Source organism: Bacillus sp. ISL-7 (assembly GCF_018613065.1).
In genome coordinates this window covers 1-12,407 of record NZ_JAGGQW010000060.1, presented here as the reverse complement: position 1 = coordinate 12,407, position 12,407 = coordinate 1, and the positions used below count along the sequence as shown (strand labels likewise).

The 12,407-nt window shown below is 35.5% G+C and carries 10 protein-coding genes and 5 pseudogenes; 12 read left to right on the top strand and 3 right to left on the bottom strand.

What is annotated here, in order from left to right:
- The first annotated feature begins 37 nt into the window (after nucleotides 1–37).
- The 6 genes and pseudogenes from J7E66_RS24400 to J7E66_RS24375 all read left to right on the top strand — a co-directional run bounded on the left by J7E66_RS24400 (nucleotide 38) and on the right by J7E66_RS24375 (nucleotide 2,746).
- Nucleotides 38–226, top strand: coding sequence for a 4-oxalocrotonate tautomerase (locus tag J7E66_RS24400; protein ID WP_215004616.1), 189 nt, complete (start codon nucleotides 38–40; stop codon nucleotides 224–226).
- A 524-nt stretch (nucleotides 227–750) separates the two neighbouring features.
- Nucleotides 751–966 (top strand): annotated as a pseudogene (locus J7E66_RS24395) (FtsW/RodA/SpoVE family cell cycle protein); the annotation flags it as partial.
- Between the two features lie 59 nt (nucleotides 967–1,025).
- Nucleotides 1,026–1,223 (top strand): annotated as a pseudogene (locus J7E66_RS24390) (biotin carboxylase N-terminal domain-containing protein); the annotation flags it as partial.
- Between the two features lie 39 nt (nucleotides 1,224–1,262).
- A pseudogene (locus J7E66_RS24385) lies at nucleotides 1,263–1,590 on the top strand (DDE-type integrase/transposase/recombinase); the annotation flags it as partial.
- 262 nt (nucleotides 1,591–1,852) lie between these two features.
- Nucleotides 1,853–2,011 (top strand): hypothetical protein, encoded by a 159-nt coding sequence (locus tag J7E66_RS24380; protein ID WP_215004611.1) that lies wholly within the window; start codon nucleotides 1,853–1,855, stop codon nucleotides 2,009–2,011.
- A gap of 561 nt (nucleotides 2,012–2,572) precedes the next feature.
- The gene (locus J7E66_RS24375) at nucleotides 2,573–2,746 is read left to right on the top strand and encodes a hypothetical protein (protein WP_176541128.1); all 174 of its coding nucleotides are present in this window, start codon (nucleotides 2,573–2,575) and stop codon (nucleotides 2,744–2,746) included.
- Between the two features lie 126 nt (nucleotides 2,747–2,872).
- On the opposite strand, the pseudogene J7E66_RS24370 reads toward J7E66_RS24375, so the two are convergent.
- Nucleotides 2,873–3,025: pseudogene (locus J7E66_RS24370) on the bottom strand (ATP-binding protein); the annotation flags it as partial.
- A 754-nt stretch (nucleotides 3,026–3,779) separates the two neighbouring features.
- Here J7E66_RS24370 and J7E66_RS24360 point away from each other — a divergent pair.
- From J7E66_RS24360 to J7E66_RS24335, 6 genes and pseudogenes are all read left to right on the top strand, one after another.
- On the top strand, nucleotides 3,780–5,423 hold the full coding sequence (locus J7E66_RS24360; RefSeq protein WP_308162575.1) for an SDR family NAD(P)-dependent oxidoreductase: 1,644 nt from the start codon (nucleotides 3,780–3,782) through the stop codon (nucleotides 5,421–5,423).
- Nucleotides 5,420–5,899: an aromatic-ring-hydroxylating dioxygenase subunit beta gene (locus tag J7E66_RS24355; protein ID WP_215004609.1), complete on the top strand. Its 480-nt coding sequence runs from the start codon at nucleotides 5,420–5,422 to the stop codon at nucleotides 5,897–5,899. The genes J7E66_RS24360 and J7E66_RS24355 overlap by 4 nt, the downstream gene beginning before the upstream one ends.
- Nucleotides 5,900–5,998: 99 nt before the next feature.
- Nucleotides 5,999–6,913 (top strand): VOC family protein, encoded by a 915-nt coding sequence (locus J7E66_RS24350; protein WP_215004607.1) that lies wholly within the window; start codon nucleotides 5,999–6,001, stop codon nucleotides 6,911–6,913.
- A gap of 34 nt (nucleotides 6,914–6,947) precedes the next feature.
- Complete coding sequence (locus J7E66_RS24345; RefSeq protein ID WP_098528982.1) at nucleotides 6,948–7,982, top strand: amidohydrolase family protein; 1,035 nt, start codon at nucleotides 6,948–6,950, stop codon at nucleotides 7,980–7,982.
- 194 nt (nucleotides 7,983–8,176) lie between these two features.
- Complete coding sequence (locus J7E66_RS24340) at nucleotides 8,177–8,458, top strand: DUF2798 domain-containing protein (RefSeq protein WP_480254365.1); 282 nt, start codon at nucleotides 8,177–8,179, stop codon at nucleotides 8,456–8,458.
- Nucleotides 8,459–8,710: 252 nt separating this feature from the next.
- Nucleotides 8,711–9,004 (top strand): annotated as a pseudogene (locus J7E66_RS24335) (amidohydrolase family protein); the annotation flags it as partial.
- 435 nt (nucleotides 9,005–9,439) lie between these two features.
- Here the strand turns inward: J7E66_RS24335 and J7E66_RS24330 are convergent.
- Both J7E66_RS24330 and J7E66_RS24325 read right to left on the bottom strand, forming a co-directional pair.
- A complete protein-coding gene (locus tag J7E66_RS24330) occupies nucleotides 9,440–10,333 on the bottom strand; it encodes a LysR family transcriptional regulator (protein WP_215004603.1) in 894 nt (297 codons plus the stop codon).
- Nucleotides 10,334–11,320: 987 nt separating this feature from the next.
- Nucleotides 11,321–12,028, bottom strand: a complete 708-nt coding sequence (locus tag J7E66_RS24325; protein ID WP_215004601.1) for an IS6 family transposase — start codon at nucleotides 12,026–12,028, stop codon at nucleotides 11,321–11,323.
- Nucleotides 12,029–12,407: the final 379 nt, after the last annotated feature.

The following is a 12,407-nucleotide window of genomic DNA, read 5'->3' as shown; positions in this document are numbered from 1 at the left end:
ACAATAGAAAAATAAAATTTATGAAAGGGGAATTATCATGCCACTTATTCAAGTAAATATTATGGAAGGCAGACCACCTGAAAAAATAAAAGCATTAATTGAAAATATTACTGATACTGTTGTTGAAACATTAGTTGCACCAAAAACTAGCGTTCGAGTATTGGTAAATGAAATTCCAAAAACTCATTGGGGAGTTGCCGGTGTACCGGTTTCTGAAAGAAAATAAACGAATAAGCATGAGTCTAGTAACTGTATTCTAGAAAATTGACAAACTATTAGTTGTTTTTATAAAGGTAATTTTTCACAACCTTAGAAATAAAAAATTAAAACTCCCAATATTTTTTGAAAGGGAGTTCAGACTGTCGACAAATTCGAAAATATTCGGGTTTGTCGATATATCTGAGGTACTGACATCCCCTCAAGGGAGGTTCGCTACACCTTTTCTTGTTTTTCACTCATATCGTTATGGTTAGCCATAGTAGAAATAGATTTAAAGGTATACCCATTCATCTTGTTGAATTGGTATTTTTTATATCTGTCTGATTTAATCATTTCATTAACGAATTTTTTAATCATGATAATCCATTGTTTTCAGGTCTATCTTCCAGGTGCAAACTCATTATAAAAACATTGCAGACATCGGTGAAGTTTTCTTTAAAAGATTTTACAAATATGAAATGAACCAAGGGTAAATTGCTTAATTGGTTTCGCACTAAGAGAAAATTTACATTTAAATGAAAAGATTCCTTTGGAAATTTGCTGACAATTGAGGTTACTAGCATGATTGGAACTCAAGTTATTATCAACCCTGCCGGGATTTCCGGATTCATTCAGCTTGCGGGGATCCCGCTTCCATTTGTCAGCTACGGCTGTTCATCCCTCATTCAATTAGCGATTGTTACAGGTATACTGGTTAACGTTTCTATGTTTGTTAATTATGAAAGAAATACAAACAGGATCTGGTAACAATATTTATCATATTCTTTCCTTGTACAGGAAAAATTTTTTTTTGCGCTTTTTAAAATATGATTGGGGTGTTAAAGGTGATAGTTAAGATTAATAAGGTGCTAGTGGCCAATAGAGGGGAGATTGCGATTCGAGTTTTTCGGGCATGTACTGAATTAAATATTCGTACAGTAGCGATTTACTCGAAAGAGGACTCGAGTTCTTTTCACCGTTATAAGGCCGATGAATCCTATCTTGTCGGGGTGGGATATTGCCCACACCAAGATAATGCGTTGGGTCCATCAATATGGGCCTCGCATGTTTCCAGGCCACGTGTCATTACAGTAGATAAGAACCCAGCTTATCCAGCAGCCATTAAGGAGCTAATAGAAGAAAAACAAGTACCGAAAGACATCCAAATAAGGCAAATAAAATATCTAAACAACATCGTGAACAGGATCATCGGTTCATTAATAAGCGATTTCGCTATATGTTAGGTTTCAAATCTATTGAAACAGCTACATCTATTCTATCAGGAGTGTAAGCTATGCACATGATTAAAAAAGAACAAATTGATCTCTACGGGATCAGTCTGTTCAAAATCAGAAAGAATTCATTCATCAATTGTTTGAGCTAGCAACATAACACATGATTCCTTTAGGAATAAATACGCTTCTTTCATTTTTACTTTATTTTTGCACTAGAACCACCATAAGTGTGACTTTAATAAGTATTAAAAGTGTGGCGAACGTTCTTTGTTGATTTTGCTGGAATGTTCGTCTTTCCGTTTGATGTTTTTTTTGCAGAATTTTCTTAGGAGCGTAAAACAGCGGTGAATGTTATTTTATTTTTATTTTATATTTAGAAAGTTTGTTCGTATGTAATAGAAATAAAGGAGGAGATTTGTATGGCGATACATGACCGCGGTATGGCTAAATGGCAACCCGCATTTCAATTGCCTGAACTGATGAAGACGCAGCCAATTTGTGGCGGGGTACTGAACGGATTGCTAAACCCATCCTCATCATCCACGAATATGAGGCGGAGGAGTTTGATTTGCGCATAGCTTACGCAATGGAATCTAATATTGAGATAAATATTAGCGTAGGGACTGAGGCTTTATTATGGATATAACTGGTCGTGTTCAATACGTGGATCCTCTTACGCATCAGCTCCACAATTAAGTGAAACCAGGTGAAATCGAGCGAGTGGCATTTGTTGACGTAGTTGGAGTGCTTCGCGTTGATTAGAAAGATATTCAAATATACCAATTAGGAGTATTTCATAGAAGAAAAGAGTAAAATTTGCGTATAATTTACGATGGACTATTTTATCAGGTCTAAAATTATATATTTCCTAAAATTAAAAGGGAATAACATATTGACTGTAGGGGATATTTATACTAATTTGAAAGATATTTTTTCTTAAACTATCATAATTTGGATAAATATGTTTTGCATGTGTAGCTTTTCTAAATTGACGATGAACTTGATTACCTTGTTTTGCAATAAATTGTCCAAACATAAAAAAAGTGCAGACTCCTGTTTGATTTCTAAAGGTGATTTATACGATAAATAGAGTCTGTGGAATTCTTATTTTATAAAATAAATATGGAGGAAAATAAAAAATGACAGTATCTGAACTCATTGAAAAACTAGAGAAATTAGATATTCAAGATGCACAGATAGTGCTTAAAGATTCATCAGATGAATATTTAGACATAGGAGAAATTGAAAGTATTTTAGGATTCTATTATGTAATTCATCCAGTTTCAACGAATAGGAGCCAGGAGGAAAAGTAACGGGTTCTCTTTTCGGAGGGAAGGTAACTTTTTTAGCAGTAAATAACACTGTAATAAACAATATTTTAGCATTAGAAAAAGGTAACTTAATGAAGTTACCCCCTTAAGTTGGACTAATAATCCAACTTAAGGGGGGGGGGATATGGTAAAGTTTTCAAGTGATTTTAGAAAATAGATTGTATCATAGTTGGTTAGTCGATCTAGAAGGGCTGCGGTCATTTTTTTATCTCCAAATATAGACGCCCATTCCGTAAATTCTAGATTCGTAGTTATCATTACGTATTATTTTTAAGATATTTGCTAACAGTGTTACGTGAAATTCCAAATTTTTGGCGCAATTTGCCTTTGCAATAAACCTTCAACCTCTTTTAATAATTTTGATTTTATGAAATTGAGTCATTTCGATCATCCTGTTCTTCCTCTCATATGAAGAAAGTATAGTCACTTCCTATCATAAGAAAGGTTAATAGAATTGGAAATCATGTGGCTCATTTTTTATGTGATCAAATCGTATAAAAGTACCTCAAATCTAGATTATCAAAAACAAATATAAAGATTCTTTTAGTTTATTCCTTTTATAATTTCGAGCTCCCCTTACCTTTTTTTATTATGTCATGCCTATTTAAATGTCTTTAAAATGTACTTAGGACAAACGAAATCTATTAATTATTCCGCTTATTTCATCTCTTTGCACGCGAATTAACAGCGTATTCATAATGTTTATATATAAATAAAATCTTGAATTCAGTCACTAAAAGTAAGAATATTTCGATTAGATTTTCACAAAAAAAAGATTTAAAATTAAATTAATTAAGATAATATTCTGATATTTTTAAAAGCCAATATATTCAGATATTATCTACAAAAATGCATTAAACGCCGTTTACCTAAGCACACTGAGTTAAGTTTTGGATGCGATTACATTTAGCTGAGGTATCCGGATCGATGTTAGTTTTTGTGTATTTGATTGTCACGACAAAAAGGAAACAGACCATTTTCTTACAAACCAAAAAAAAGATTATAAGGAGAAGAGGTGATATTAGCATGTCGAGTCGTCGAGTCAATCACAAGCCTATCTTTAGGAAGGGAGAATAGCAATGTAACAGGTTCTTCACAACGAATTGCGAAAGCGGTTGCAATTGGTTTATCACAAGCAGGTGCGACTGTATTGGTTACAGGAACCAATCCGGAACGTACGAAGAAAGTCGCCGAGGAAGTGGCCCAATTAACAGGGCGGGAAACAGACTACTTTATTGGTGATCTATCAAAAGATGAAAACGTTATCCAGATGGTTGAAAAAGCCATACATAAATGGGACAAAATCGACATTCTTGTCAATAATGCCGGCGGAGTCGTGAGGTTTACTAAAAAAACTTATTTTGGGGGAGAGCCAATGAGCAATTATCTTAAGGAAGATCAACAGAAGTGTTTATTCAAAGTAAATCGTGAAGTTTTTATTGATCCGGAAATTTTAGAAGTCGAACGCAATGAGATTTTTGATAAATGCTGGTTATATATCGGGCATGAATCAGAAGTACCGAATAAAGGCGATTTTAATAGAAGAAAAGTTGGTGGACGAAACCTTTTATTTACCCGCGGCAATGATGGGGTGATAAGGGCATTATATAACTCCTGTCCACACCGGGGTGCGCTCGTATGCCGTGAAGGAAAAGGAAACTCAAAAGTATTCCGCTGCTTCTATCATGCGTGGAGCTTTAATACGCAAGGGGAATTAGTCGGATTACCTGATAAATTTGGTTTCTTGGAAGACCATAACTGCGATGGCTCCAAAAATATGCTGGCTGTCAAACGACTTGAGAGTTACCGCGGTTTCGTATTCGTTAACTTTGATGACAACGCCATATCATTAGAGGAATACCTGGCAGGGGCCAAAGAGTATCTCGACTTGGTGGCAGATCAAACAGAAGTTGGAATGGAAGTTTTGCAGGATCCCCAAGAATATAGCGTACGAGCGAACTGGAAATTACTTTGTGAAAATAGTTTTGATTTATACCACGGGGTACCAACCCATAAAACCTATTTTGATATTGTTGCGACCCGCGGCGGAATAATGGAAAAAGACAGTCTTGCAGGGGAAGCACGCGCTCTGGGGAATGGACATGCCGTAATGGAATATTATGCCCCGTGGCCAAGACCAATCGGAAAATGGATTGAAGGCTACGGTGAAGAAGCGAAAGAAATTATCGACAAAATCAATGCCCGCTTAGTAGAAAAATTTGGCGAAGAAAGAGCCCACCGCATTTCGAAAAAGAACCGTAATATTTTAATTTTCCCTAACCTAGTCATCAATGATATCATGGCGATTGCAATCAGAACCTTTTATCCGATTGAAACGGGTTATATGCAAGTATCCGCCTATGCTTTATCTCCTATAGATGAAACAGACGGTTTCAGGGAGGTCCGGAATGACAGCTACTTAGAGTTTTTAGGGCCAGGCGGTTTTGCGACTCCGGATGATAATGAAGCACTTGAACTATGCCAGGAAGGCTTTTTAAATACTAAAGAAGTCGGTTGGAATGATATTTCCAAAGGAATGAACAGGGAAATTCCCCAGGCAACGGATGAAGAACAAATGCGTGCCTTTTGGCGTGAATGGGATAAACGGATGACAGCAGCGGAAAGCAAAAAAGAAGAAGATGGGAAGGTGGAAGTATGAACATAACACGTCAGGAAATTGAAGATTTTTTATTCAATGAGGCGGAGCTCCTTGATGAGTTTAAGTTAAAGGAGTGGGCTGCATTATTCGCAAGCAATGGAACGTATGTGATTCCGCCCATCGGAAATCCTGATGCGGATTTTAAAAAATCGCTTTTCTTTGTTCATGATGATCGTCCCCGTTTAGAACAGCGGGCGTTACGATTACTGAAAAGAGAAGCCCATGTAGAATACCCGCACTCCACTACTCTTCACAATGTGATGAATGTAAGAATCGTTAATAATGAAGAGGATGCCGTAAAAGTCAGATGCAATTTCTCTACCTACCGTACGAAACGTGAAGTACTGGACAATTATGTCGGGGTCAACGAATACATCTTGGTAAAAGAAAATGGAGAATTAAAGATTCAATCCAAGAAAGTCATTCTCAAATTGGACAGTCTCCGCCCGCACGGAAAAGTAAGTATCATTTTATAATATGAAGTCAGATTTTGATTATGGTTCATACGAATTAACACATTAACGCGGTTAAGCTATGAGGGTCAGACACTCTACTATAATATAGGAGGTTTTTGAATGATTCGTTATAAAAAGTTGGGATATGTTGTGTTAAGCGTGACTGATCTTAATAAATCGGTAGATTTTTATGAAAATATTGTTGGTATGGAATTTGTTGAACGGGTTCTTGATGCGGCATACCTTCGATGCAGCGGGGACCATCACAATTTAATCCTTGAACAAGGAGAAGAACCTGGGTTAAAAAGAGTAGCATTTGAGCTTGAAAAGGCAGATCAATTTCAAGCAGTGTTTGACCATTTAACGAAACAAGGTGTAAATCCTGTCGAATTAAGCGCAGAGGAGTGCCAAAATTTGGCCCAAGGTAGAACATTGCGTTTTAAAGATCCATATTTAGGGGTAACGTATGAATTCTATGTGCAAATTATGCAAATGGGTACACCATTTGTTCCTAAGAAGGCCAGAATTACGAGACTTCTTCATGTCGTTTATGAAACTAATAAATTTGACGAATTATTTGATTTCTTTACGACTGTTTTGAACTTCAACATTTCAGATATCCAAGGAAGGGAAACGGGGTGGGCCTGGTTAAGGGCAGCTGGAACTCCATTTCACCATAATTTTGCCCTGACAAAAGGAAAAGAAAATAAATTGAATCACCTTGCTTATCAAGCTCAACGTGTAGATGATGTGGGGATTCAAGTTAATAGATTAAAGGATAACAATGTTCCGATTCTATTTGGGCCAGGAAAACATCACCCATCGGGCAGCATTTTCCTATATTTTGCGGATCCTGATGGCTTAACAATTGAGTATAGTCAAGGAATGGAAGAATTTCCTGAAGAAAATCCAAGAGAGCCTCGTCGTCTAGAACCAACCATGCATACCCTTGATGAATGGGGAGGAAGACCTAAACCAGGATGGGGGAAAGTTGGTAAATTGATAAAAGAAGACCTGGAAAAAGTTAATCAATAATCAATCAACAATTATCCTTTAAGGAGGCAACATCGTGTCAAAAGGTGAGAATTTCCGTGTTGACTTTCACACCCATATTATTCCTGAGAATTTTCCTGATTTTGCGGAAAAATATGCGGATGATCGTTTTCCGATTTTAAAGCATACGTGCAGCTGTGGAGCTGAAATTTACAAGGATGGAAAGTCATTCCGAAAAATCGACGAGAATGCCTGGAATCCTGAAAAGCGCATCGCTGAAATGGATGCAGAAGGTGTCAATGTCCAAGTTTTATCTCCGATTCCGGTTACGTTTACATATTGGGCAGATGTAGAAAAGTGTTTAGAGCTGTCGAAAGCACAAAATGATTTCATAGCTTCGGTAGTAGCCCAATATCCTGATCGTTTTGTCGGCCTTGGAACGGTACCATTGCAGAATTCGGATTTGGCGATTGCAGAAATGGAAAGAGCAGTTAAAGAGCTGGGCCTGATCGGGATTGAAATCGGCAGCAACGCAAATGGAAAAACCCTCGATGATCCAGAGATTCAAAGATTTCTGGAAGCAGCGGCAAAAATGGATGTACCCATTTTAGTTCATCCATGGGCCACGGTCGGAGTAGAGAGAATGCCAAACCATAACTTTATGTATTCAATCGGAATGCCGTCCGAAACAGCTCTTGCGGCAGGAAGCCTAATCTTCAGCGGTATTCTTGATAAATTTCCAAAATTAAAAATCTGCTTTGCCCATGGCGGAGGGTCCTTGCCGTATTTATTACCGCGAATCGACCAAGCCTGGGAAGTTTGGCCGCATATCCGCACAACGGAACAGCCGCCAAGCTATTATGCGAAGAAACTCTATTACGATACGCTCGTTTACGATCCGTGCAATCTCCAATTTATGCTTGGAAAATTTGGTGCTGATCATATTATCATGGGTACAGATTATCCATTCATGTTGCGGGAAGCACCGCCGGGGAAAATAGTTGAAATGTTGGAAAATGTTTCGGATGTGGAAAAGAAACAAATGCTTGGAGAAAATGCGATTAAGTTTCTGGGATTAAATAAAGAGAGTTTTATTAAAGAATCGGAATAGGCCAAATAAAAGAACATTCCATTTTGATAGGAATGTTCTTTTATCTTGACCTATAGTTCTATAGATCAGGAAAATTTTAATTTTTTTAAAGAGGTTTTAAACGACTGTAGAAATAGAAGAAGCTTTTCTAACTTTGATATGTAGGTATTCGTAAGATAAAAATGTAGTTTAATTAAATGATGAGGAGATGAGTAATAATAAATATTAATATTAAATATAAAAATATCATTTTTGCATTTTTAATGGCTTTTAGTATGTCCTTTTTTATTTCATTAATATTAATCTTAATAAATAGGGGTTATGATGGAACATTTTTACATGCATGGTTAAAAACTTGGTCACAGGCTTTTATTTGCGCTTTTTTTGGGGCTTACTTTTTTCCGAAAGTAATACAAAAAATAATGAAAAAGATTAATTTTGTAGAAAAACCATTAATAATTGAGAATAATATTATAGTGAGAGAACAAAACGATTAATAATAAAATTTAAAGCAAAGTACAGAGTCCAAAGTCATTATAGAAAAAGCAAAACAAAGAAGATTGAAAACGAACTAACTCAAAAAAATAATGAAAATGTTAAAACCGTCGAGATATATCTTGACGGTTTTTTGATTTTTTATAAGTTTGTGTAACATTTAATAACCTTATGAATATAACTAAAATCTTGAATTAAGGCGCAAAAACAAAGATTATTTCGATTAGAAATCCACTGAAACGGTACCACAGCAGGATGCCGATTTGGCAATTACAGAAATGGAAAGAGTTATAAAAGAGCTTGGGCTGATTGGTATTGAAATCAGTAGCAATGCAAACGGCAAAAATCTTGATGATCCGGAGATTCCAAAGATTTTTGAAGCATCGGCAAAAATGGATGTTCCGATTTTAGTCCATCCTTGGGCGACAGTTTGCGAAGAGAGAATGCCTGAATATAATATGTATTCAATCAGGATGCCTTCCGAGACAGCGCTTGCTGTAGGAAGTTTAATCTTCAGCGGCATTTTTGATAAGTATCCAAATATATAATTCTGTTTTGCCATATGGCGGAGGAACCCTGCCCTATTTATTACCAAGGATCGATCAAGCTTGAGGAAGTATGGCCGCATATCCGTACAACGGACCAGCCGCCAAGCAATTATGCGTAGAAAATTTATTACGATACACTAGTCTATGACCAGCACAACCTTCAATTTATGATTGAAAAATAGGGGGCTGATCACATCATCATGGGTACTGACTAGCCATTTTTGCTGCGAGAAGCACCACCAGGTAATGTAGCCGAAATGTTAGAAAACGTGTTGGATGAGGAAAAGAAAAAAATGCTTGGAGAAAATGCTATCGAGTTTCTGGGGTTAAATAAAGCCACAGTGTTATTAAAGAAACGGTATAGATTTATAACAAAGGACATTTCTGTTTAAATGGAATGTCCTTTGTTATTGCTGATCCATAGCTTATACCTATTTAAATAGATTTTAAATTTTTTAAAATAGTTTCAAAAGTATGAAGGAACAGAAGAAGCCTTTCTAATTTTGGAGAATCCTTTTTATATATTCCAGCAATATTATAAGTGAGATCTTTAAATTCAGCAAAAGGGACGGTACATAAATCTTTATTGTGTGTATTTGTGTGATTAGCTAGAATTAGTTCTGGTACGACACTAAAACCCCAGTTATTTTTAATCATCGATATTACCATTTCGAATCCGCCAACTTCAATTCGTTTTAGATTTCTTATTCCGATTAATCTTTCATCAATTTTTCGCCATAAGGCTGTTTCCCTACGATAGCAAATCATCGTATGGTCAATAAGATCGTCTTTGAAAATTTCAGCTTTTCCAACTAATGGATGGTCTTTTCCAACAATAAAAACAAGCTTTTCATGAAAAATATATTCAGATTCCAGATTTGTAAATGGGATTACATCTCTTACCAGCCCTATATCGATTGACCCATCTTCAATCATTTTAGAAACTTCTACAGAGTCCGCTGCTTCCACTAGTTCAAACGAAAACTCACTTGTTTTGCGCAGCAGTGATAAAACCTCTAAGACAATCGAAACAGAGATGGCAGGTGATAATCCAATGGTAATCGTTGGAGTTTTAATACCTTCAATCACCTGTCTTGTTTCTTTTACATAGTTTAATATTTTACGTGCATATGGAAGAAGGGCAGTTCCTTCCTTAGTCAATAGGATTTTTTTCCCCTCGCGGTAAAATAATTTACAGTCAAGTTCATTTTCTAATTTTTGAATTCTTGCCGTTACCGCGGGCTGTGTTAAATTCAAGTGCTCTGCTGTACGTGAATAATTATTTAACTCAAAAACAGTAATAAAGGTTAAAAGTTGTTCATCATCCATAACATCACTTCCTTATTTAAAAAAATGAGCTCCTTTTATATTATGATATCAATAAAAACATTCCGTGCGGCTGAATTAATGCGCTTTCATTTTTATATAAAAATTACAACTAACCAATAATTTAAACTAATTATAGATTTTAATAATGTTAAATTCTAATCAATAAAATCTTCTTTTTACGGCTAAAATTCAAAATATTTTTTATAATACCGGGGGATTCAATAAATTGTGTATGATCATTCTTTAATAAAAATAATGTTTTTGAGATTAGATCATATACATAGTTTCTAAAATGCGGACAACTTCTTCAGATGGAATTTTTATATCATAAATTGATCCATTTTTGTACGATATCAATCGTTCCTCCTGTTGGAAAAATATTCCAATCTGGTCTCATTTGCATATGGAAACCGTTTTTTTTGTTCTTCGATTGTTCTTACATACGCAGATTTCAAAATGGAATTTAGCACGTCCTACACCGTTACAAACTACTATTCTAGTATCTGTCCACAATAATATGCGTAGGATTTACACAGAAATAAAAAGATATTATTGAAATGGCTTTGGATTATTCGAGGCCATTTTTTTATTTTTGAATTGGTATTTCGAAAGGTTACTTAAAATTTATTTACAGCACCCTTCTCTGATTGAACTTGCTAAAAACGCACTTTAGAAAAAGTAGAAAAGGGTGATCTTACTTAGAAATATAATATTTCCTTATTTGCTATTAGTATTATATGTTAAAAATAACATTAAACAATATGTAAACATATATGATAAAACATATTATATATTATATTATTTTATGAAAGGATCTGGCTTTCTGTATTCTACTTATTATAGTCCATGGTCCTAAGATGCATGTGGTATTCGCCCGATTCCGGAAAAGGTATGATGGTGGCAAATATACATGGGTGATTTTTTTAGGTTCTGGTGCAAAAACCATTTGATAGAAACATAGAACCTATTTGACTGTTTAAAGATAGATTATGATACAATTCCAAATAAATTATGTATGAATCCAACTTCAATTTGGACAGACTTCACCTGTGAGTGAAGTTGTCTTTTTTTCATCATATGCATGGCTTCAACGCCACTCAATATAGAAGTGGCTGTTTCATACGACTTGAATCCTAACATAGAACGCACACGTTTCTTAATGAAACGGTGATCCTGTTCCACTATATTATTGAGATATTTCACTTGCCGTATTTGTATGCTTTCAGGTATACGTTTCTCTTCTTTTAACTCTTGAATCTCTACGGGATAGGCTGGGTTCTTATCTATTGTTATAACACGAGGTTTACAAATATGAGAAGCAGCCAAGGCTTTCTTGAAAAAGCGCTTGACTGCTTGTTTATCTCTTGATTCACTTAGATAAAAATCAATGGTATTCCCCTCTGAATCGACTGCGCGATATAAATACATCCATTGACCTTTTACTTTCACATACGTTTCATCGACTCTCCAGGAATCATTTGTTGTTTTAAGATGACGTCGTACTCTTTCATCTAATTCAGGTCCATATTGATGCACCCAACGCATAATGGTGGTGTGAGCTATGGACAAACCTCGTTCTTCCATCATTTCCACCAAATCACGAAAACTTAGGTTGTACCGTAGGTACCATCTTACCGTTAATAAGATAATATCAGGCTGATATTGCTTCCATTTGAACAACATTTCCTTTTCCATAGCGATCACACACCTTTTTTAGAGTAATAGTATTAGTATGTCCAAGATTTAGAGATTTCTTGCAATTGCCCTGAAGTTTTTGCACCTGAACCACAAACGGGCCATATTCTTGAATAAGGTGTTAGCCATCGAATAGTTTATATATAAGTAAATCACGATGTAGATTTTTCTCATGATACGATAGGGCGTGTTTCTATAGGAACACGCCATTTTTTTGAATTAAAAGGGATCCGCAGTTCCAGGATTGAATGGAAATGAGGTTCTTGTTCCTTGAAATTCACAATAAGTAAGTTTGGACCAAATTTTAACTTGACAGAATGTTTGATAAATAGTAATATTAATACCATAAATTAATTGTTTAATTGATTTCTCTAAATAA